Genomic DNA, 20519 nt, shown 5'->3' on the forward strand with positions numbered 1-20519 from the left:
GTCCGGCGTTTGAGGACAAGGCCGTTCAGGCCGAAAGGGGGGTCTGGGGGCGCAGCCCCCAGGGATGGGACGGGTAGGGGCGGCGGGGGCGAAAGAAATCAGCCCGCCACCCGCGCGCCACCCGCCATGTACGTCCGCCGCAAAAACCTCTTCAGCGTCTTCGTCTCGAACTGGACCACCGAGACACCACCCGCCGAGTGGAACTCGACCACCGCCTGGACCCGGCCGCACGGCCACACCCGGACCTCGCCAGTGCCCGTAGGCGCCCGCAGGCCCTCCTCCAAGAGGGCTCGCGAGAACGTCCACTCGTGCGGCCCGGGCAACCCGATCCGCACCGCCCGCGGATCCGCCTCCGGGTCGTAGCGCAGGACCACAGGAACCGCGTCGCGATCGTCGTCCTGGGTGTCCGTGACGATATGGGCTCGGGCGTACTGCTCGACTGCGGACATCGGACGGCCCCTTACGCTGCGTGACCTGTGCAGAAGCTGTGAATCCACTTCTTCTCCAATGTCGCACATTTTCCCGATCGCGCCTCAGATTGCTCTCGCCTCGCTCTTGCAAGGAGTTCGCAACAAGCCACTATTATCGAACGGTGCATGTGCCTGATGGATTCATCAACGCCCCCGTCTCCGTAGCGGCCGGAGTCGTCGCCGCCGGCGCCGTAGCCGTGAGCCTGCGCGGCGCCCGGCGCGAGCTGGACGAACGGACCGCGCCGCTCGCCGGTCTGGTGGCCGCGTTCATCTTCGCCGTGCAGATGCTGAACTTCCCGGTCGCGGCCGGGACCAGCGGACATCTGCTCGGCGGTGCGCTCGCGGCGATACTCGTGGGCCCCTACACCGGGGTCCTCTGCGTGTCCGTCGTACTCCTCATGCAGGGCATCCTCTTCGCGGACGGCGGCCTGACCGCGCTCGGCGTGAACATCACGGTCATGGCCGTCGTGACGAGCGTCGTCGCCTACGCCACCTTCCGCGGACTGGTGAAGGTGCTGCCCAAGAAGCGCCGTTCGGTCACCGTCTCCGCCTTCGTCGCCGCGGCGATCTCCGTACCGGCCGCCGCGTTCGCCTTCACGCTCGTCTACGCGATCGGCGGCACGACGGACGTACCGATCGGGCGGGTCCTCACCGCCATGGTCGGTGTGCACGTCCTGATCGGGCTCGGCGAGGCCGCGATCACCGCGTTCACGGTCGGCGCCGTCATCGCCGTACGGCCGGACCTCGTCCACGGCGCCCGGGGCCTCACCCAGAAGCTCCAACTGCGCGTGAACGGCGAGCTGGTCGACGCGGCCCCGGAACAGCCGGAGCCCGCCCTCACCCCCGCCCCCTCCCACCGCACCCGCAACGTCTGGCTCACCGGCCTCGCCGCCTCCCTCGTCCTCGCCGGTGTCGTCAGTTTCTACGCCTCCGCCAGCCCCGACGGCCTGGAGAAAGTCGCCGCCGACAAGGGCATCGACGCCAAGGTCGAGGAGCACGCCGCCGCCGACTCCCCGCTCGCCGACTACGGCGTCGAGGGCATCAGCGACGGACGGCTGTCCGGTGGCCTCGCCGGTGTGATCGGCGTCGGCGTCACGGTCGTCGCCGGGACCGGTGTCTTCTGGGCGGTGCGCAGGCGCCGTACGGATGAGGACCCCTCGGCCGCCGCCACCCCCACCGCGAGCGTCTGACATGGGTGCGGGGCACGCCCACCGGCTCTACCGGCACGCCCACTCACCCGTCCACGCACTCCCGCCGCACACCAAGCTCGCCGCCGCCTTCGCCTTCGTGATCGTGGTCGTGTCCACGCCCCGGGAGGCGGTGTGGGCCTTCGCCGCATACGCCGTGCTCCTGGCCGGCGTGGCCCGCGCCGCCCACATACCCGCCGCCTTCCTCCTCAAGCGGCTGCTGATCGAGGTGCCCTTCGTCGCCTTCGCCGTGCTCATGCCGTTCGTGGCGGAGGGCGAGCGGGTCGAGGTACTGGGGATGTCACTCAGCGTCAGCGGGCTCTGGGGCGCCTGGAACGTCCTCGCCAAGGGCACCCTCGGCGTCGCCACCTCCGTACTCCTCGCCTCCACCACCGAACTGCGCGCCCTCCTCCTCGGGCTCCAGCGACTCAAACTGCCTCCGCTGCTCGTGCAGATCGCCTCCTTCATGATCCGGTACGGCGATGTCATCGCGGATGAGATGCGGCGGATGCGGATCGCCCGGGAGTCCAGGGGCTTCGAGGCGAGCGGCGTGCGGCACTGGGGGGTCCTGGCGAAGTCCGCCGGGGCGCTGTTCATCCGGTCGTACGAGCGGGGTGAGCGCGTGTATCTGGCCATGGTCAGCCGGGGGTACGCCGGTTCCATGCCCGTCATCGACGAGGTGACCGCGTCCCGGGCACAGTGGTCGTACGCCTTCGCCCTGCCGGTCGCCGCGCTTGTCGTCTGTCTGTTGGGATGGACCCTGTGACAACCTCACCCTCACCCTCACTTGAAGTGGCCGGGCTCGCCTACGCCTACCCCGACGGCCACCAGGCCCTCTTCGGCGTCGACTTCTCCGTCGGGCGCGGTGAGCGGGTGGCGCTGCTCGGGCCGAACGGGGCAGGCAAGACGACCCTCGTGCTGCATCTCAACGGCATCCTCAGCGCGGGCGCGGGGACGGTCACCGTGGCCGGACTGCCCGTCGGCAAGCGGCACATGGCCGAAATCCGACGCAAGGTCGGGATCGTCTTCCAGGACCCCGACGACCAGCTCTTCATGCCGACCGTCAGGGAAGACGTCGCCTTCGGGCCCGCTGCGGCGGGTATGAAGGGCGAGGAGCTCGAACAGCGCGTCCGTACGGCCCTCGACCTGGTCGGGATGGTCGACTTCGCCGACCGGCCGCCGCACCATCTCTCCTTCGGGCAACGGCGCCGGGTGGCCGTGGCGACCGTGCTCGCGATGGAGCCCGAGATCCTCGTCCTCGACGAGCCGTCGTCCAACCTCGACCCCGCCTCGCGCCGCGAACTGGCCGACATCCTGCGGTCGTTGGACGTCACCGTCCTCATGGTCACGCACGATCTGCCGTACGCCCTGGAGCTGTGCCCGCGCGCGCTGATCCTCAGCGAGGGCGTCATCGCCGCCGACGGCCCCACCGGCGAACTCCTCGCCGACGACGCCCTGATGAGCGCGCACCGCCTGGAGTTGCCGTTCGGTTTCGACCCGCGTTCCGTGCCCGCCCGCACCCCGTGACATCCCCTCGATCCGTGACAATGGGCGCGTGATCGAACAAGAGGACGCGCACGACGATATGGACAGCCCCGGGTCGCCGCGCCTCGACGACCAGTTGTGCTTCGCGCTGTACGCGGCCCAGCGCGCGGTGACCGCCGCCTACCGTCCGCTCCTGGACGAGCTGGGCCTCACCTACCCGCAGTACCTGGTGCTGCTGGTCCTGTGGGAGCGCGGCGAGGTGACCGTGAAGGAGCTGGGCACCGCCCTGTGCCTCGACTACGGCACGGTCTCGCCGCTGCTCAAGCGGCTGGAGGCGGCGGGGCTGGTCCGCCGGGAGCGGTCGGCGCTGGACGAGCGGTCGGTGTCCGTCGGCGTCACCGGGCGCGGCGCGGAACTCCGGGAGCGCGCGGCGCTCGTACCGGGCGCGCTGCTCGCAGCGACGGAGCTGAGCGGGGGCGAGGTCGCGCGACTGCGGGGCGAGCTGTGGGAGCTGGCGGAACGGGCGCAAGGGGCCGCGGACCGGGCCCGCCGCTGACCTGAGGTTACCCGCGGTTTCTACCCCCGGGTAATGAGCGCATCCCTACCGGCCGGTACCTTGTGCACGATGTAATTGACGCAGTTGTTTTTGGGGGAGGTTTTGCAGTGACCGACGAAGGTACGGCTGTCGACACTCGTCCGACGAAGATCATGTACGTCGCCGAGGCCACCGCCCACGGCGGCCGGGACGGTGAGATCACGAGCCAGGACGGCCAGATCGCGCTGAAGGTCGCGATGCCGCCCGCGCTGGGCGGCGACGGCAACGGCACCAACCCCGAGCAGCTGTTCGCGGCCGGCTACAGCTCCTGCTTCCACAACGCGCTGGTCCTGGTCGGCCGCCGCGAGGGCTTCGACCTGTCCGGCTCCACGGTCGCCGCGAAGGTCGGCATCGGCCCGAACAAGCAGCGCGGCTACGGCCTCGCGGTCGCCCTGAGCGTCTCGCTGCCGGTCCTGGACCAGGACATCGCGGCGAAGCTGGTCGACGCGGCGCACATGGTCTGCCCGTACTCGAACGCCACCCGCGACAACATCGATGTGACGATCATCCTGGGCTGATCTCCTGGGCCGAGGAATCGCCGGCGGGTGAGTGCGCGTTACCCCCGCGTGGACTTGAACGTGGACGTACATGGCACGGTGACCGAGGGCTTCGAGCCGGTCAGGGACGCGTTCGTACGGAACTTCGCGACCGGCGGCGAGCGCGGCGCCGCCGTCACCGTGTACCGGGACGGGCACCGGGTCGTCGACCTGTGGGCCGGTACCCGCGACGTGGACGGCGACGCACCCTGGGAGCAGGGCACCGCGCAGATCGTGCGCTCGGCGACGAAGGGCGTCGCCGCCGCCGTACTGCTGATGCTGGCCCAGCGCGGCGAGCTGGACCTGGATGCTCCCGTCGGCGAGTACTGGCCCGAGTTCAAGGCGGCGGGCAAGGAGCGGACTCTCGTACGGCACCTGCTCTCGCACCGCGCGGGCGTCCCCGTGCTCGACCGGCCGCTCACGCCCGCGCAGGCCATCGACCCCGCCCTCGGCGCGGCGGCGGTCGCCGCCCAGGCACCGGTCTGGGCGGCGGGCACGGACCACGGGTACCACGCACAGACGTACAGCTGGCTGACCGCCGAACTCGTACGGCGGGTCAGTGGCCGTCCGATCGGCGAGTGGGTCGCGACGGAGATCGCGGGCCCGGCCGGGCTCGACCTCTGGATCGGGCTGCCGGAGGCGGAGGCCGAGGCGGGGCGCGTGGGCCGGGTCGGGCGGGTCCCCACGCCGGAGACTCCGGAGTCGGGGGCCCTCAAGACGCGCCCCAAGCGTTCCGTCGCCGCCGCCTACGCCGACCCGGAGTCCCTCACCAGCCGCGCCTTCGCCGCGATCACCCCGCTCCCGGACGAGAACGACCCCGCGTACCGGGCCGCCGCCCTGCCCGCCTCCAACGGCATCGCCACGTCCGACGGACTCGCCCGCTTCTACGCCTCCCTGATCGGCCAAGTCGACGGCGGGACACGGCTGTTCACCCCGGCGACGGTCGAACTGGCCCGGCGCGAGGAATCCGCCGGGCCGGACCGCGTCCTGGTGATCGGCACCCGCTTCGGCCTCGGCTACATGCTCCACGGCACCGCCTCGCCGCTCCTGTCCCCCGGCTCGTTCGGCCACCCCGGCCGCGGTGGCGCCCTGGGCTTCGCCGACCCCGAGTCGGGCACCGCCTTCGGCTACGTCACGAACGGCCTCCGCAAGAGCGTGACGGCGGATGCGCGGGCGCAGGCGTTGGTTCGGGGCGTGCGGGTGGCGTTGCAGGGGCTGCAGACGGGGCTGTAGGGGGCCGCGGGGCAGGCAGACCCAGCAGCCAGGTTTGCCTACCCGAGACCCAGCGAACGCGACGTCCGCCCCGACGCCTCGTCGATCTCGTCGTGCGCCTTCGTCAGCAGCTTCATCGCCAGTTCGTTGAGGGCGCGCGCCCCGGCGATCTCCTCGCCGACGCGCGGCTGGTTCTCGTCGGACCGGTGACGGCTGGCGTAGCCGTGGGCCCGTACCTCGCTCCCGTCCGCGAGCCGTACGAGCGCCGCGGCCCTCGTGCGCTGCTCGTCCTCTTCGAACTCCAGCTCGACATGCCATCCCACTGCGGTGTGCGTCATGACGATCACCTCCGGTACCGGTACCGCTGATTCCAGGGTGCTCCTGTCGGTCGCCGCACGCACGCCCGTTGTGTGACGTTCGTCGCGATGACCCTACTTACTGTGTCCTCGGGCCTCCCACCGTGCTCTGCTGAAAGCTTCCCGACACCAAGGAGTTGTCGTGCCCCATACCTCGCGCCGCCGCCATCCCCACGGCAGCCGTTAACGGGCCACGGGCACGTACCCACCCATGCGCTGCTGTCTCTCCGCTCCCCTGGCCGCCCTGGCGGCGTTCCCCTCCCCCCGCGACCTGGCCCGTTCCGGCGCGCTCCTCACGCCCGCCGTGCTCCGCTCCGCGCTCGCCGCACGCCGGGAGCGGCTCGCCCACCCCGACACCGTGACGGCCCTCAACCTGGAGCTGGTCACGCTCACCGAGGACCGCGCCGTCATCACCTGGTACACGGCCGTGCCCGGCACCGACGACGGCTTCGGACACCTGGTCCCGGCGGTCACCGAGGGCGAGGTCGTGTACGGCACCCACCCCGCGCACCTCGACCGCACGGCGGCGGAGGACCACCCGACGGCCCACCACTACGTGGAGCTGACAGACCTGGAGCCGGGCCAGACGTACTACTACCGGGCCCGTTCGCGGGGCAGGGCGGCCACCCCGACCCCGCTGCACCTGGTCCGGGGCAACGCGGTGGGTACATCCCTCCACGGCTTGGGCTCGCACGGCGGCCCGTACTCCTTCACGACCCCCCAGCCGCCCCCCGGCCGCCATCTCCTCTCCATCGCGCTCTGCAACGACCTGCACCTCGGCGAGACGACGGCGGGCCTGGTGGCCGGCGTACCGATGCTGCGCGGCGTCTCGCAGCAGCCCGGCCTGGACCCGTACCCGGAGATCATGAGCCGGGCGATGGTCGAGGAGGCGCATCGACGCGGAGCGGACGTACTTCTCGCGGCCGGGGACATCTCGGCGGCCGGCGCACCCCGGGACCTGGCCGAGGCCCGCCGCATCCTGGACGGCTTCGGCACCCATGGACGGGACTACTTCGTCGTACGGGGCAACCACGACCGCCCGAGACACCCCGACGACTCGTTCCGCGAGTCCTTCCGCGACGGTTTCCTGGGCGGCGCCGACGGCCTCGGCTACTTCGCACGCGACCTGGGCGGGCTGCGCCTGATCGGCCTGGACACGTACGAGAAGAGCGGCAACGGCGGCGACGCGGGCGGCCTGAGCCCGGAACAACTGGCATGGTTCAGAACCCAGTTGAGGACGGACCGCGACCAGCCGACGCTCGTCTTCGGCCACCACCCGTTGACGACAAGGGACTCGGTGTTCCCGATGGGCCGCGGCCAGCGCCTGGACCGCGCCCAGGCGCGCTCGATCGTCGACGCGTACGCCTCCGCCCCGGGCGTCTTCCTGCACCACGCGGGCCACACCCACCGCAACAAGCGCACGGCACTGACCAGCGCGCCGCACGTGACCCAGCAGGAGGTCAGCGCGGTGAAGGACTACCCGGGCGGCTTCTGCCTGCTCCGGATCCACACCGGCGGCTACGCCCTCAACTACTACAAGAACAGCAGCGTCCCGGCCCGCGCCTGGGTCGAACGCAGCCGCCGCACGGCAGGCGGCCTCTGGCCCCACCACGCCTTCGGCCGCGCGGTGACCGACCGCAACAGCATGCGCCTCCACGACCTGTCCGGCGTACGTGCTTACATGCCCGCGTGACAGCCGACAGCCCAGCGGCAGCAGCTCTGTTCCGTATCCGCCCCCGCACGGAGGCCGACCTGGAAGCGTGCGTACGCGTACTGGCGACGGTCCACGAGCGGAACGCGTACCCCCTCAACTGGCCGCAGGACCCGCCCACTTGGCTGACGCCACGCTCACTGCTCACGGCGTGGGTGGCAGAGGAGGGAAAGAAGGTGGTCGGCCACATCGTCCTGTCCCGCAGCGAGGAGGGCGACGCGGCGGCGGCCCTGTGTACCGGGGGCCCGACGGCCGTGATCAACCGCCTGTACGTAGATCCGGCGGCCCGGGGTCGCGGGGTCGGCGCGGCGCTGATGACCCGGGCGGTGACAGACGCCAACTCCCGTGCCCTGCACCCGGTCCTGGACGTGGCGTCGACGGACACAGCGGCGGCGGCCCTGTACGAGCGGCTGGGCTGGACGCTGCTGGCGGCGGAGGTGGAGCAGGAGTGGGGGCCGGGGCAGCGGGTGAAGGTCCGCTGCTATGCGGCACCGACACCCGACCCGCTCAGAAAAAGACCAGGCAGGAATGGGCAGGCATCCGCCGGGGTTTGCCCCGACATGACCTCCGACTCCGACCAGCGCACGATCACCAACCCGCCCGCCCTGCACGACCCGACACCCTTCGGCTACAGCCACGTGGTGTCGGCACCCGGCGAACCCGTGTACATCGGCGGCCAGTACGCCTCGGACGCCACCGGCGCCCCCGTCCCCGGCGACTTCGCCGCCCAGGTGGAGCTGGCCTTCGACCGGCTGCGTTCGGCACTCGAAGGGGCCGGCCTCGGCTACGAACACGTCGTCCGGCTGGGCACGTTCATCGTCGACCACGACCTCGGCAAGCTGGAGACCCTCGGCAAGGCGCTGCACGCCCGCTTCGGCGACCGGCTGCCGGCACAGACACTGAGCGGTGTCGCCTCGCTGGCCCTGCCGGGGATGCTGTTCGAGGTGGACGCGGTGGCGATCCGCCCGTAGGGGGCCGGGGTGCCGCCGCCTAACCGGCGTGCAGCATCAGCCCGATCCCGATGACCAGCAGTCCGGCGGCGGCGATACGCGAAGCCCCGAACCGCTCCTTGAAGAACACGGCTCCGATGGCCGCGCCCACGATGATCGAGGATTCCCTGAGGGCAGCGATCGGCGCCAGTTCGGCTTTGGTCTGGGCCCACAGCACAAGCCCGTACGCCGCCACGGACAGCGCGGCCCCGAGCAGCCCGACCCCGGCGAACGGCCGTACCTTCGCGAGGAATTGACCCCGCCAGCGGTACAAGGCATAGGCGGGGATGGCGATGCCCTCAAGAGCCATCAGCCAGGCGATATAGCCGAGCGCGGACCCCGACGCCCGTACCCCCAACCCGTCGACGACGGTGTACGCGGCGATGGACAGCCCGGTCGCCAACGCGGCCCCGATCGCCGCCCAGTTGGGCCGCCGCCCGCGCAGCCCCCACAGCGCGACCCCGGTAAGTCCCGCGCAGGACAAGGCGATTCCGGCTGCAGCCCAGCCGTCGGGCACCTCGTGCGCGAAGACGGCGGCGAGCAGGGTGACGACGAGGGGCGCGGTGCCGCGCGCGATCGGATACGCCTGCCCGAAGTCACCGAGCCGGAACGACCGCATGAGCAGCACGAAGTAGACGAGGTGGACGACGGCCGAGACGGCCAGATACGGCCACGCGCCGACGGCGGGAAAGGGCACGAACGGCACGGCGAGCAGCCCGATCAGCATTCCGCCACCGGCGATGAGCGTGAACCCGACCAGCTTGTCGGTGATGCGGTGCGCGAGCGCGTTCCAGGAGGCATGGGTGACGGCGGCGAGCAGTACGGCGGCGGTGACGGTCGGGGTCACGAAGCCGCCGACTCCCGCACATCGACGAGGGTGGCTCCGGCGTGGGCGATCAGCGCCTTCGGCTCCATGGGGAACACGGTGTACGGGGTGCCGGCGGCGGCCCAGACGAGGTCGTGCTCCAGCAGCGAACGATCGGCGAGCACAGCTGTCCTGGTCCGGTGCCCGAAGGGCGGTACGCCTCCGATGGCGTACCCGGTGGTCTCCCGTACGACGTCCACCTTGGCGCGGGTGACCTTCGCGGCGCCGAGTTCACGCCGGACGAGCTCGACGTCGACGCGGGAGGCCCCGTCCATGAGGACGAGCACCGGAACCCCGTCGGCGGAGAAGATCAGCGACTTGCAGATCTGGCTCAACTGACACCCGATCGCGGCAGCGGCCTCGGCAGCGGTACGCGTCTCGTCGGGGAACCGCCGGATACGGGAGGTGAGTTCACCGAGCCCCAGTTGTTCGAGGGCCTCGGCGAAACGGGGGGACGTGGTCATGCCCGGCACGTTAGCGGGCGGACAGATGCATCACGAACGAATTCCGGTCAGCCGTACGCCCACGTCATGAAAGAAGCCGGTGAGGGCTCCCCGTCCCCACGGGGCCCTCACCGGCCGGCTTTTCTCGGGCGCGGTACGTCAGGAGACGCGGTGCGTCAGGCTCGTACCAGCTCCCTGTCCTCGTCCTTCGGGCGGTTTTCGTCGTCCAGGGCGCGCAGGCCCTCGCCCTCCACGTCGACGTTCGGCAGGGCGCGGTCCAGCCACTTCGGGAGCCACCAGGCCTTCTTGCCCAGCAGGGCCAGTACGGCCGGGACGATCGCCATGCGGACCACGAACGCGTCGAAGAAGACCGCGATCGCCAGGCCGAAGCCGATCATTTTGATCATCGACTCGCTGGAGCTGATGAAGCCGCCGAAGACGGCCATCATGATGACCGCGGCGGCGGCCACGACCCGGGCGCTGTGCCTGAAGCCGGTCACCACGGCCTCGGTCGGGGACTCGCCGTGGACGTACGCCTCGCGCATCCGGGTCACGAGGAACACCTCGTAGTCCATCGCGAGACCGAAGACCACGCCGACCATGAAGATCGGCATCATCGACATGATCGGGCCGGTCTCCTCCACGCCGATCAGGCCGCTCAGCCAGCCCCACTGGAAGACCGCCACCACGGCGCCGAGTGCGGCGAGCACGCTGAGCAGGAAGCCCAGCGCCGCCTTCAGCGGGACCAGGATCGAGCGGAAGACCACGATCAGGAGGAGGAAGGCGAGGCCCACGACCAGGCCCAGATACGGGATCAGGGCGTCGTTGAGCTTCTGCGAGAAGTCGATGTTCATCGCGGTCGTGCCGGTGACCAGGACGTTCGCGCCCGTGTCGGCCTTGACGTCGGCGCCCTCGGCACGGATGGCGTGCACCAGGTCCTCGGTCTGCGTCGAGGACGGCTTGGAGTCCGGGATCACGGTGATCGTCGCGGTGTCGCCGGCCTTGTTGAAGGCGGCCGGGCTGACCGACACGACGTCGTCGATGCCCTTGATCCGGTCGGTCAGCGCGTCGGCGTCGGCCTTCGGGTCGGCGCTGCCGGCCGCGTCGTACACGACCATCAGCGGGCCGTTGAAGCCGGGGCCGAAGCCCTCCGAGAGGAGGTCGTAGGCGCGGCGCTGCGTCGTGGACGTCGGCTGCGAGCCGTCGTCGGGCAGGCCCAGCTCCAGCTGTGTGGCCGGGACCGCGATCGCGCCCAGACCGAGCACACCGAACAGCAGGACGGCGACCGGCCGACGGATGACGAAACTCGCCCAGCGCGCACCCATGTTGGGCTTCGCCGGCCCCTCCGGCGCGGCACCCTTCTTCTTGCTCTTCTTGCTCTTCTTCTCGCCCGCCGGCTGCACCTTCCGGCCCGCGTATCCGAGCAGCGCCGGGACCATCGTCAGTGCGATGAGTACGGCGACCACGACCGTGCCCGCCGCCGCGAGGCCCATCTTGGTCAGCATCGGGACGTTGACGACCGCGAGGCCCGCCAGAGCGATCACGACCGTGAGGCCCGCGAAGACCACCGCCGAACCGGCGGTGCCGGTGGCCCGGCCTGCCGCTTCCTCGCGGTCGCGGCCCTCGGCCAGTTCGCTGCGGTAGCGGGAGACGATGAACAGCGCGTAGTCGATACCGACCGCGAGGCCGATCATCAGGGCCAGCGTGGAGGTCGTGTCGCCCAGGTCGAGCGCCTTGGCGAGGGCGGTGATCGTGGAGACACCGATCCCGACGCCGATGATCGCGGTCAGCAGCGGCAGCCCGGCGGCGACCATGGAACCCAGGGTGATGACGAGGACGACCGCGGCGATGGCGAGGCCGATGATCTCGCCGACCGCTCCCGGGTCGGCCGCGGCCTGGAGCGCGTCACCGCCGACGTCGACGGTCAGCCCGGTGGCCCGGGCCTCGTCGCCGGCCTTCTCCAGGGCGTCCTTGGTCGAGTCCGTCAACTCCATGCCGGGAAGCTCGTACTTCACCGAGGTGTAGGCGACCGACCCGTCCTTGCTGACGGCGTTCGTCGTGAACGGGTCGGTGACGGAGACGACCTCGGAGCCGTCGCTCAGTTGCTTGACGGTCTTCGCGACGGTCGCCTTGTTGTCGGCGTCCGTCATCTTCTCGCCCTCGGGCGCCTTGAAGACGATGCGCCCGGTCGCTCCGTCGGCGCTGGCGCCGGGGAAACGCTGTTCCAGCAGGTCGAAGGCCTTCTGGGCCTCCGTACCCGGTATGGAGAAGGAGGTGGTGCCGGCGGCGGGCGCGCTGGCCGCGCCGACTCCCGCGAGCGTCAGCAGCGCCACCCAGATCAGGGCGACGAAATGCCGTCGCCTGAAGGCGAGCCGGCCGAGTTTGTAGAGGAACGTGGCCACTGGGGCGTACTCCCGGTCAGGTCGTTGAGGTGCAAATGGGCAGGGTTGATCGGCCTGTTGGGGGGCAGGGGTGATCAGCCCGACGACGTGAGCGGTCGCGTCAGGTGCAAGTGGGGTCGTTCACAGGGGTGTCGGGGCCGCCCCGCGGATGGTGCGGGCGGACCGGTGAGAGGCAGGCTGCCTTACGAGACCGGTGGCACGCCGAGGGCGGGGAGCACCACGGCGTCGATGTAGTCGCGCAAGTAGGCCTGCGTCGGGGGCAGTTCGTCGATGAGCGTGCGCGCCACGAAGCCGCCGATCATCATGTGCAACACATAGTCGGCCGCCGGATTGTCCGGACTGACCTCACCGCGGTCGATGGCACGCTGGATCACCTTGCGGAACTCCAGCATCTCCGGTTCGACGAGCAGTTCCCGGAACGCCAGGAGGAGATCGGGGTTCGCGTGGACCGCCATGCCCAGAGCCCGCATCAGCGCGGAGTTCTGTTCCATGACGCAGTCGTCCTCGCGGACCAGCAGGGCGTGGAAGTCACCACGCAGGGACCCGGTGTCGACGTCGGCGACGGCGGCACCACCGGGCTTGAAGTGCCGCATCGACCTGACGACCAGTTCGGCCTTGCCGCCCCACTGGCGGTAGAGCGTGGCCTTGCTGGACTTCGTACGGGCGGCGACGGCGTCCATGGTGAGCGCCTCGTAGCCGACTTCCCGGAGCAGGTCGAGCGTGGCGCCGTACAACTCGGCCTCCCGCTCAGGAGTGATCCGACTACGACGCGCCGTTGCGACCTCGGTCATGCCACTCACCCTTCCGGTTCCAGTATCGGACGACACCGTTTCGTACAGCTCCGCCGTACGTCAATGAGCATAGCCTGAGAATGACAGAAACGAAACTGTTTCGTACGTGTCCTGCGCATGTTCACATGTCCTGCAGGTGATTTCAGAAGTTGCTGGGGCCCGTTTCCCGGAAAAGCATGGGGAGGTGAGCTATCTGCGCCTGCCCCACCTCAGCGACGACCTGCTGTGCTTCGTAGCCGAGGACGACCTCTGGCTCGCCTCCCTCGACGGGCCCGGCCGAGCCTGGCGGCTCACCGTCGACCGTACGAAGGTCGGGCACCCGCGTTTCTCGCCGGACGGACGGCACATCGCGTACACGAGCTGGCGCAGTCTCGTGCCGGAGATCCACCACGCGCCGGTGGACGGCGGCCCCGCCCAGCGCCTCACCTACTGGGGCAGCGCCGACACCCAGGTCTGCGGCTGGTCCCCGGACGGTGACATCCTCGCCGTCGCCTCGCACGGCCAGCCCTTCTCCTACTTCACCTGGGCCTACAGCGTCCCGGCGGGCGGCGGCCCCGGCGGCCGGCTCCCCTGGGGCCCGGTCTCCGACATCCAGGTCGCCGACATCGAGGGCGAGCGCAAGACCCTCCTCCTCACGGGCACCCCGCCGCACGAACCGGCCGCCTGGAAGCGCTACCGCGGCGGCGCCATGGGCCGCCTCTGGCTGCACGGCGAGCGCCTCCTCCCCGGCCTCGACGGCCATCTCCACTCCCCCATGTTCGTCGGCGACCGCATCGCCTTCCTCTCCGACCACGAGGGCATCGGCAACCTGTACTCGTGCGCGTACGACGGTTCCGGTCTGCGCCGGCACACCGACCACGACGCCTTCTACGCCCGGCACGCCTCCAGCGACGGCACCCGGGTCGTGTACCAGTGCGCGGGCGACCTGTGGATCGTCGACGACCTCGCCGCCGGCTCCCTCCCCCGCCGCCTCGACGTGCGGCTCGGCGGTCCCCGCGCGGGCCGGCGTACGTACCAGGTGCCCGCCGCGCAGCACGTCGACGGCATCTCGGTCGACGAGACGGGCCGCGCGAGCGCCGTCGTCGTACGCGGCAGCCTGTACTGGCTGACCCACCGCGACGGCCCCGCGAGGACGATCACCGACACCCCCGGCGTACGGGTCCGGCTCCCCGAGATGCTCGGCTCGGGCGGCCAGGTCGCGTACGTCACGGACGCGGAGGGCGAGGACGCGATCGAGATCGCCTACCTCCCGAGGGCCAGCGGGGAGCGGGAGCCGAGGCGGCTGGCGTCGGGTGAGCTGGGCCGGGTACTGGAACTGGTGTCCGACCCGGCGGGCGAACGCCTCGCCGTCGCCGCCCACGACGGCCGCCTCCTGCTGCTCACTGTGTCTGATGGAGCGGCTACCGCCGCGGGCACGGAGGACTCGGACGGGGACGCGACGGAGCTGATCTGCTCCCTCAACGGACCGGTCACCGACCTGGCCTTCTCCCCGGACGGCGCCTGGCTGACCTGGTCACACCCGGGCATCGGCCGCTCCCTCCGCCAGATCAAGATGGCCCGTATAAAGGACCGCCTGATCGTGGACGTGACGAACGGGCGCTTCGAGGACGAGAACCCGGTCTTCACGCGCGACGGCCGCTACCTGGCCTTCCTCTCCTGGCGCGGCTTCGACCCCGTGTACGACGTCCACACGGGCGACCTCTCCTTCCCGCTCGGCTGCCGCCCCTACCTGGTCCCGCTCTCCTCCGCGACCCCCTCCCCTTTCGCCCTCTCCCCCGACGGCCGCCCGGCCGCGGGTGGCCTGGACCCCGAGGAGGAGGGCGGGGACGGCACGGTGACCGTCGAGGTCGAAGGCCTGGAGAGCCGGGTCACCCCCTTCCCGGTCACCGCCTCCAAGTACTCGGCCCTGTACCCGGTCGCGGGCGGCGGGCTGGTCTGGCTGCGCTGGCCGATCTCGGGCGCGCTGGGCGAGACGTTCGCGAACCCGGCGGACACGAGCGGCCGGCCGACCCTCGAATACTTCAACATCAGCAAGGCCAAGAAATCCGAACTCGTCGACCACCTCGACTGGTTCGCGGTGAGCGGCGACGCCTCACGACTGGTGGTCGTGGACGACGACGAGCTGCGCGCGGTGCCGTCCACCGACCCGGGCGACGGCGATACGACCGTCTGGATCGACCTGCGCCGGGTCCTGCACGAGGTCGATCCCCCGGCGGAGTGGCGCCAGTCCTACGAGGAGGCGGGCCGCCTGATCCGTGCCTACTTCTGGGAGCCCCAGATGTGCGGCATCGACTGGGACGCGGTGCTGGAGCAGTACCGCCCGCTCGTCGAACGGGTCGCGTCCCCCGACGAGTTCGCGGACCTGCTCCGCGAGGTCCTGGGCGAACTGGGCACCTCCCACGCGTACGTCACGGCCGCCCGCCGCAACGAGGGCCCACCGCACTACCAGCGCAGGCAGGGCCTCCTGGGCGCGAACTTCGTCCGCAGGGAGGGTGGTTGGATGCTGGACCGCATCCTCCCCGGCGACTCCTCGGACTCCAAGGCCCGTTCCCCGCTGGCCGGTTCGGGCATCCGGGAGGGCGCGCTGCTCACGCATGTGGACGGACGCCCGGTGGATCCGGTGACGGGCCCGTTCCCGTTGCTGGCGGGGGCGGGCGGTACGACGGTGGAGCTGACGTTCACGCCGGCGGAGGGTTCTCGGGGCGAGGGCGAGGGCCGGGCGAGGCGGGTAGCGGTGGTCCCCCTGGTCGACGAGCGGCCGTTGCGCTACCAGGACTGGGTGGCCAAACGCCGCGAAGTCGTACGGGAGTTGAGTGGCGGCCGCTGCGGCTATCTGCACATCCCCGACATGGGCGGCTCGGGCTGGGCCCAGTTCAACCGCGACCTGCGCATGGAGGTGTCGAGGCCCGCGCTCATCGTCGACGTACGCGGCAACGCGGGCGGCCACATCAGCGAACTGGTGGTGGAGAAACTGACCCGCACGATCCTGGGCTGGGACCTGACCCGCAACGCCCAGCCGGTGTCGTACGCCTCAAATGCGCCCAGGGGCCCGGTAGTCGCCCTGGCCGACGAGGCGACATCGTCGGACGGCGACATGATCACGGCGGCATTCAAGTTGCTGGAGCTGGGCCCGGTGGTGGGCCAACGAACCTGGGGCGGAGTGGTCGGCATGACCGGCCGCCACCGACTGGGCGACGGCACGGTGATCACGGTCCCGATGAACGCGGCCTGGTTCGACACGTACGGCTGGACAGTCGAAAACCAGGGCGTGTCCCCGGACTTGGAGATCCTGCGCACCCCCTTGGACTGGGCAGAGGGCCGCCACGTGGAAATGGACGACGCAATCCGCCTGGCCCTGACCCTCCTGGACACACACCCGGCGGCCACCCCACCGACGTACGACGGCGTCCCGAACAGAGCACGCCCAAAACTCCCCCCGCGTGGACGTACCTAGGGGCGCGGGGAACTGCGCGACAAGCCCCCACCGGACCCGCACCCAACAACGCACCCCACAAAGCAAGATGTGGGGTGCCCTCAAAACCAAGGGCACCCCACGTCATCGGCTCAAGCCAGGACTAGATGTCGTAGTCCTGGTTCAACCGGTCCTCTTCCTCCCGCATGGCCCGCTCCGTGTCCTCGTCGCGCGGCCGCCCCCGCTCAGGAGTCTCCTCCCGCCCCTGCTTACGCTCCTGGCCAGGCTTACGCTCCTGACCCTGCGGGCGCTCGCCCTGCTGACGCTCGCCGGACTGACCCTGCTGGCGCTCGCCCTGCTGACCCTGCTGGCGCTGACCCTCCCGGGTCCGCTCCATCTTCTCCTTGGCCTGTCGGGCCTTCTCCTGCATCTCGTCCTTCATGCCCATGTGAGTTCACTCCCGTATGTGGGTGAGGGGATCGGGGCTCGACCAGACTCACACGCCGGAACAAAGCACGCATTTCGATCAGTAACGTTCAGTCACTGCCAGTACCCGACCCCACGCCCCGAGCCTCCTCATCGGCCGCCCCGCCCGCCCCCACAAGCCCGGTCCCCATCCCCTGCAACCGCCCCGAGAACCGCCCGACCTCACGCTGCCCGACCGCCCCGATCAGCCCCGGCAGATACCCCCGCACCCCCTGCATCCCGCGCAGCCACCACTGCCCGTACACATGGCTGGACCGCCGCTCGATCCCGGCCACGAGCCGGTCGACGGCAGGCCCCAGCGGATACGTCTTGCCGGCCGGCCCCGGCAACCGCTGCCTCAACTCCCGCATGACGTCGTCCTGATCGGCCCCGCGCACCATGTCGGTGTCGGTCCAGGACAGATACGCGACCCCCACCCGGACACCCTTGTACCCGACCTCGGCCCGCAGACAGTGCGCGTACGCCTCGACACCCGCCTTGGACGCGCAGTACGCGGTCATCATCGGCGCCGGAGTGATGGCGGCAAGCGACGCGATCTGCAGCAGATACCCCCTGCTCTCCATCAGCACCGGCAGAAACGCCCGAGCGGTGACCGCCGACCCGATCAGATTGACCTCGATGACCCGCCGCCAGGACTCCGGATCGGAGTCGACGAAGGGCCCGCCGCTCGCGACCCCCGCGTTGGCGACGACGATGTCGACCTTCCCGAACCGCTCCTTGACCTCAGCCGCCACCCGGGACATCGCCTCGTGGTCGGTGACGTCGGCGTACCAGGCCTGGCTCTCGGTGTGCAGCCGCTCGGAGACCTGCTTGAGCGCGTCGGCCTCCAGCCCGACCAGCGCGACTTTGGCCCCGCGCGCGGAGAGCTTGCGCGCGAGCAGCTCACCGACCCCCCGAGCGGCCCCGGTCACGACAGCGACCTGCCCGTCCAGACTGACCTTGCTCATGCGCCCTCCTCGATCCGTACGTCGACCTCAGTACCGTGCGCGTCCAACTGCCCGTACGCCACCACGAGTTCACGAATGACCCCGGCCACCGCCTCCGGCGCCTCGACCGGAGTCATGTGCCCCAGCCCGGCCAGCTCGGTCACACCGTGGCAGTCGGGCAGCGCGGCGGCCAGGGCACGCGCGTGCACAGGAGGGGTCAGCCGATCGGCCGTACCGACGACAACAGCGGCCGGTACGGTCAACTCCCCTATGTTGGCGTCGAGTTGGACTCCGTCCAGTACCCGCGCCCACGCGTACCGCACCTTGCGCGGGCACGCGTGCGCGATCCGGGCACACGCCTCGACCATGGCGGCCGACGAACCGGCGCCCATGGTCACGTACTTGAGGATGCGCCGGGAGACGGGCGTGACCGGACCGAACGGCGCGCGCGAACTGAGGCCCAGCCGTGTGAGCCAGGTCCGCAGCCGCCCGGCCCGCATCGGCACGACCAGTGCCTCGGCGACGAGCCGCGAACTGCCGGTGCTGCACAGCAGTACGGCCGCCGCGTGCTCCCGGAACCCCGGCCGCGCGGACGCGGCCAGTATCGTCATCCCGCCCATGGAGTGCCCGGCGACCACGGCCTTCTCGCCGGGTGCGAGGGTGGCCGCGAGTACGGCTTCCAGGTCGTCGGCGAGTACGTCGGTGCTGTAGACGGGGCTCGCCGGGCTGCGTCCGTGGCCACGCTGGTCGTAGGCCACGACCCGGTGATCGGGGGCGAGTTGGCGGATCTGGGCGGCCCAGTAGGCGGTGGAACAGGTCCAGCCGTGGGAGAGGACGACCACGGGTCCGTCGTCCACGCCGTGCACCTCGACATGCAGCCGGGCCCCGTCGGCGGAGACGGCGGTGAGTTCCCGGACGGGGACGGGAGGGGCGTACGGACCGCCCGTCACGGACGTCAACCGGCTCACGCGCCCACCTCGGCACGGGAGTTGGCATCGCCGGTGCCGACGGTCGCCGCCCGCAGAACCTCGTACTCGGCGAGATCCACGCGCCGGGTGGCCCGCCGGAACTCGGACGTCGTACCGGGCCAGACGGTGGTGTTGCGCCCTTCGGCGTCGAGGTACCAACTACTGCACCCACCCGTGTTCCACACCGTGCGCCGCATCCGCTCCTGCACCCGCCCGTTCCAGGCGTCGACGGCGGAAGGCCGGGCATCGAGAGCCACCCGCCCCCCGAGAACGCCCAACTGCCGTACGTAGTCGGCCATGTAGTTCAGCTGGGACTCGATCATCAGGATCATCGAGGAGTTCCCGAGGCCGGTGTTGGGCCCGATGATCGTCATCCAGTTGGGGAACCCGGCGGCGGAGGCCCCGCGCAGCGCCCGCATCCCGCTGCCCGCCCAGGCCTCGGCGAGCGTACGTCCGTCGGCGCCGACGACCCGGTCGGCGATGGGCATGTCGGTGACGTGGAACCCCGTACCGAAGACGATGGCGTCGACCTCGGCGGTGCTCCCGTCGGCCCCGACGACAGTGGACCCGCGGACCTCGCTCAGCCCACTGGCGACGACGTCCACATTGGGGCGGGTGAGGGCCGGGTAGTACTCGCTCGACAGCAGGATGCGTTTGCAGCCGATGCGGTAGTCGGGGGTGAGCTTGGCGCGCAGGGCCGGGTCCTTGATCGAGCGGCTCATGTTGCGCTTGGCCAGCGCCTCCACCACACCCAGCTCGCCCGGATGCTTGGTGAACGCCTGGACCTGCAACTCCCGCATGCCCCACAGGAATCCGCGCCGCAGCCGGGTGGTGAAGGGCAGCGCGCGGTGCACGGCGCGCTCGGCGCCGCCGATGGCCCGGTCGACGCGGGGCATCACCCAGGGCGGGGTGCGCTGGAAGAGGGTGAGGCGCGAGACGTCGGGCTGGACGGCGGGCACGATCTGGATGGCGGAGGCCCCGGTACCGACCATCGCGACCCGCTTGCCGCGCAGGTCGTAGTCGTGGTCCCAGCGGGCGGAGTGGAAGACCTTCCCGGGAAAGGTGCCGAGCCCCGGGATGTCCGGCACCTTGGGATCGGAGAGGGGCCCGGTGGCGGAGACGACGAGATCGGCGAGGAGAGTCCCGCTACTGGTCTCGACAACCCACACCAACCGCCCCCCGTCCCAAGTCATGTTCTTCACCTCGGAGTTGAGGCGGAGATGGGGCCGCAGCCCGAAGACGTCGGTGACGCGCTCCAGGTAGGCACGGATGTGCTCCTGCCCGGAGAAGGCGCGCGGCCAGTCGGGATTGGGCGCGAAGGAGAAGGAGTAGAGGTGGGAGGGCACGTCGCAGGCGCACCCCGGATAGCTGTTGTCCCGCCAGGTCCCGCCGACGCCGCCGGCCCGCTCCAGCACAACGAAGTCGGTGATCCCTTCGCGGCGCAGCCGCACGGCGGCCCCGAGCCCCCCGAACCCGGACCCGATCACCACCACCCGCACGTGCTCGTGTTCGGCCATGCCGATGCCTCCATGCGTCGTACGCGACTCCGCCAGTGAACACTGGCGCAATGGGGAGAGTAGAGGAGGGGCGTACTGACCGGTAGGGGCCGGAAGGAGGAAAGTTACCGACGGTACGCCTTAGGGTTCCGACGTGGCAGACGCAGACGCAGACACGGCGGAGAACGC

At 70.7% G+C, this 20519-nt stretch carries 19 protein-coding genes and 1 pseudogene; 10 read left to right on the plus strand and 10 right to left on the minus strand.

What is annotated here, in order from left to right:
* Nucleotides 1–98 precede the first annotated feature (98 nt).
* Entirely contained in the window at nt 99–449 is a 351-nt protein-coding gene (locus ACWCRB_RS17585; RefSeq protein WP_450996893.1) for an SsgA family sporulation/cell division regulator, read from the minus strand.
* 143 nt (nt 450–592) lie between these two features.
* On the opposite strand from ACWCRB_RS17585, the gene ACWCRB_RS17590 reads away from it, so the two are divergent.
* The 6 genes from ACWCRB_RS17590 (at nt 593) to ACWCRB_RS17615 (ending at nt 5506) form a co-directional block, all read left to right on the plus strand.
* Nucleotides 593–1660: an energy-coupling factor ABC transporter permease gene (locus ACWCRB_RS17590; RefSeq protein WP_450996894.1), complete on the plus strand. Its 1068-nt coding sequence runs from the start codon at nt 593–595 to the stop codon at nt 1658–1660.
* 1 nt (nt 1661) lies between these two features.
* Nucleotides 1662–2423 carry a cobalt ECF transporter T component CbiQ gene (gene cbiQ / locus ACWCRB_RS17595; protein WP_450996895.1) on the plus strand — a complete coding sequence of 254 codons (762 nt, stop codon included), beginning with the start codon at nt 1662–1664 and terminating at the stop codon, nt 2421–2423.
* Nucleotides 2411–3184, plus strand: a complete 774-nt coding sequence (locus ACWCRB_RS17600; RefSeq protein WP_450996896.1) for an energy-coupling factor ABC transporter ATP-binding protein — start codon at nt 2411–2413, stop codon at nt 3182–3184. Before cbiQ ends, ACWCRB_RS17600 begins: the two co-directional genes overlap by 13 nt.
* A 58-nt stretch (nt 3185–3242) precedes the next feature.
* On the plus strand, nt 3243–3698 hold the full coding sequence (locus ACWCRB_RS17605) for a MarR family winged helix-turn-helix transcriptional regulator (protein ID WP_450996949.1): 456 nt from the start codon (nt 3243–3245) through the stop codon (nt 3696–3698).
* A 152-nt stretch (nt 3699–3850) separates the two neighbouring features.
* Nucleotides 3851–4255: an organic hydroperoxide resistance protein gene (locus tag ACWCRB_RS17610; RefSeq protein WP_450996950.1), complete on the plus strand. Its 405-nt coding sequence runs from the start codon at nt 3851–3853 to the stop codon at nt 4253–4255.
* 60 nt (nt 4256–4315) lie between these two features.
* Nucleotides 4316–5506 (plus strand): serine hydrolase domain-containing protein, encoded by a 1191-nt coding sequence (locus ACWCRB_RS17615; RefSeq protein WP_450996951.1) that lies wholly within the window; start codon nt 4316–4318, stop codon nt 5504–5506.
* Nucleotides 5507–5544: 38 nt separating this feature from the next.
* Here the strand turns inward: ACWCRB_RS17615 and ACWCRB_RS17620 are convergent, their stop codons facing one another.
* The gene (locus ACWCRB_RS17620) at nt 5545–5823 is read right to left on the minus strand and encodes a DUF1876 domain-containing protein (protein ID WP_235477959.1); all 279 of its coding nucleotides are present in this window, start codon (nt 5821–5823) and stop codon (nt 5545–5547) included.
* A 229-nt stretch (nt 5824–6052) separates the two neighbouring features.
* Between ACWCRB_RS17620 and ACWCRB_RS17625 the strand changes: the two genes are divergently transcribed.
* From ACWCRB_RS17625 to ACWCRB_RS17635, 3 genes and pseudogenes are all read left to right on the plus strand, one after another.
* On the plus strand, nt 6053–7534 hold the full coding sequence (locus tag ACWCRB_RS17625; RefSeq protein ID WP_450996897.1) for a metallophosphoesterase: 1482 nt from the start codon (nt 6053–6055) through the stop codon (nt 7532–7534).
* Nucleotides 7531–7992, plus strand: a pseudogene (locus tag ACWCRB_RS17630) (GNAT family N-acetyltransferase); the annotation flags it as partial. The gene ACWCRB_RS17625 and the pseudogene ACWCRB_RS17630, both read left to right, overlap by 4 nt.
* A 120-nt stretch (nt 7993–8112) precedes the next feature.
* Nucleotides 8113–8523, plus strand: a complete 411-nt coding sequence (locus tag ACWCRB_RS17635; protein WP_450996952.1) for a RidA family protein — start codon at nt 8113–8115, stop codon at nt 8521–8523.
* 19 nt (nt 8524–8542) lie between these two features.
* Here ACWCRB_RS17635 and ACWCRB_RS17640 read toward each other — a convergent pair whose 3' ends face one another.
* The 4 genes from ACWCRB_RS17640 to ACWCRB_RS17655 all read right to left on the minus strand — a co-directional run bounded on the left by ACWCRB_RS17640 (nt 8543) and on the right by ACWCRB_RS17655 (nt 13042).
* Nucleotides 8543–9388, minus strand: coding sequence for an EamA family transporter (locus ACWCRB_RS17640; RefSeq protein ID WP_450996898.1), 846 nt, complete (start codon nt 9386–9388; stop codon nt 8543–8545).
* Complete coding sequence (locus ACWCRB_RS17645; protein WP_450996899.1) at nt 9385–9870, minus strand: YbaK/EbsC family protein; 486 nt, start codon at nt 9868–9870, stop codon at nt 9385–9387. Before ACWCRB_RS17645 ends, ACWCRB_RS17640 begins: the two co-directional genes overlap by 4 nt.
* A 155-nt stretch (nt 9871–10025) precedes the next feature.
* Nucleotides 10026–12251 (minus strand): MMPL family transporter, encoded by a 2226-nt coding sequence (locus ACWCRB_RS17650; RefSeq protein ID WP_450996900.1) that lies wholly within the window; start codon nt 12249–12251, stop codon nt 10026–10028.
* A 182-nt stretch (nt 12252–12433) separates the two neighbouring features.
* Entirely contained in the window at nt 12434–13042 is a 609-nt protein-coding gene (locus ACWCRB_RS17655; protein ID WP_450996901.1) for a TetR/AcrR family transcriptional regulator, read from the minus strand.
* 184 nt (nt 13043–13226) lie between these two features.
* Between ACWCRB_RS17655 and ACWCRB_RS17660 the strand changes: the two genes are divergently transcribed.
* Nucleotides 13227–16496 carry a S41 family peptidase gene (locus ACWCRB_RS17660; RefSeq protein WP_450996902.1) on the plus strand — a complete coding sequence of 1090 codons (3270 nt, stop codon included), beginning with the start codon at nt 13227–13229 and terminating at the stop codon, nt 16494–16496.
* Nucleotides 16497–16617: 121 nt separating this feature from the next.
* Here the strand turns inward: ACWCRB_RS17660 and ACWCRB_RS17665 are convergent, their stop codons facing one another.
* From ACWCRB_RS17665 to ACWCRB_RS17680, 4 genes are all read right to left on the minus strand, one after another.
* Nucleotides 16618–16902, minus strand: coding sequence for a hypothetical protein (locus ACWCRB_RS17665; RefSeq protein ID WP_450996903.1), 285 nt, complete (start codon nt 16900–16902; stop codon nt 16618–16620).
* Nucleotides 16903–16990: 88 nt separating this feature from the next.
* Nucleotides 16991–17887, minus strand: coding sequence for an SDR family oxidoreductase (locus ACWCRB_RS17670; protein WP_450996904.1), 897 nt, complete (start codon nt 17885–17887; stop codon nt 16991–16993).
* Nucleotides 17884–18834, minus strand: coding sequence for an alpha/beta fold hydrolase (locus ACWCRB_RS17675; protein ID WP_450996905.1), 951 nt, complete (start codon nt 18832–18834; stop codon nt 17884–17886). The genes ACWCRB_RS17670 and ACWCRB_RS17675 overlap by 4 nt, the downstream gene beginning before the upstream one ends.
* A complete protein-coding gene (locus ACWCRB_RS17680; protein ID WP_450996906.1) occupies nt 18831–20351 on the minus strand; it encodes a flavin-containing monooxygenase in 1521 nt (506 codons plus the stop codon). The genes ACWCRB_RS17675 and ACWCRB_RS17680 overlap by 4 nt, the downstream gene beginning before the upstream one ends.
* Nucleotides 20352–20519: the final 168 nt, after the last annotated feature.

It is taken from the genome of Streptomyces sp. NPDC002156 (assembly GCF_053593675.1).

What these genes read in the sequence shown, in the direction of transcription:
- ACWCRB_RS17625 (WP_450996897.1), top strand. Translation starts at nt 6,053, where the DNA reads ATGCGCTGCTGTCTCTCCGCTCCCCTGGCCGCCCTGGCGGCGTTCCCC.
- ACWCRB_RS17645 (WP_450996899.1), bottom strand. Translation starts at nt 9,870, where the DNA reads ATGACCACGTCCCCCCGTTTCGCCGAGGCCCTCGAACAACTGGGGCTC.
- ACWCRB_RS17655 (WP_450996901.1), bottom strand. Translation starts at nt 13,042, where the DNA reads ATGACCGAGGTCGCAACGGCGCGTCGTAGTCGGATCACTCCTGAGCGG.
- ACWCRB_RS17670 (WP_450996904.1), bottom strand. Translation starts at nt 17,887, where the DNA reads ATGAGCAAGGTCAGTCTGGACGGGCAGGTCGCTGTCGTGACCGGGGCC.
- ACWCRB_RS17680 (WP_450996906.1), bottom strand. Translation starts at nt 20,351, where the DNA reads ATGGCCGAACACGAGCACGTGCGGGTGGTGGTGATCGGGTCCGGGTTC.
- ACWCRB_RS17605 (WP_450996949.1), top strand. Translation starts at nt 3,243, where the DNA reads ATGGACAGCCCCGGGTCGCCGCGCCTCGACGACCAGTTGTGCTTCGCG.
- ACWCRB_RS17635 (WP_450996952.1), top strand. Translation starts at nt 8,113, where the DNA reads ATGACCTCCGACTCCGACCAGCGCACGATCACCAACCCGCCCGCCCTG.
- ACWCRB_RS17600 (WP_450996896.1), top strand. Translation starts at nt 2,411, where the DNA reads ATGGACCCTGTGACAACCTCACCCTCACCCTCACTTGAAGTGGCCGGG.
- ACWCRB_RS17665 (WP_450996903.1), bottom strand. Translation starts at nt 16,902, where the DNA reads ATGGGCATGAAGGACGAGATGCAGGAGAAGGCCCGACAGGCCAAGGAG.
- ACWCRB_RS17610 (WP_450996950.1), top strand. Translation starts at nt 3,851, where the DNA reads ATGTACGTCGCCGAGGCCACCGCCCACGGCGGCCGGGACGGTGAGATC.
- ACWCRB_RS17585 (WP_450996893.1), bottom strand. Translation starts at nt 449, where the DNA reads ATGTCCGCAGTCGAGCAGTACGCCCGAGCCCATATCGTCACGGACACC.
- cbiQ (WP_450996895.1), top strand. Translation starts at nt 1,662, where the DNA reads ATGGGTGCGGGGCACGCCCACCGGCTCTACCGGCACGCCCACTCACCC.
- ACWCRB_RS17620 (WP_235477959.1), bottom strand. Translation starts at nt 5,823, where the DNA reads ATGACGCACACCGCAGTGGGATGGCATGTCGAGCTGGAGTTCGAAGAG.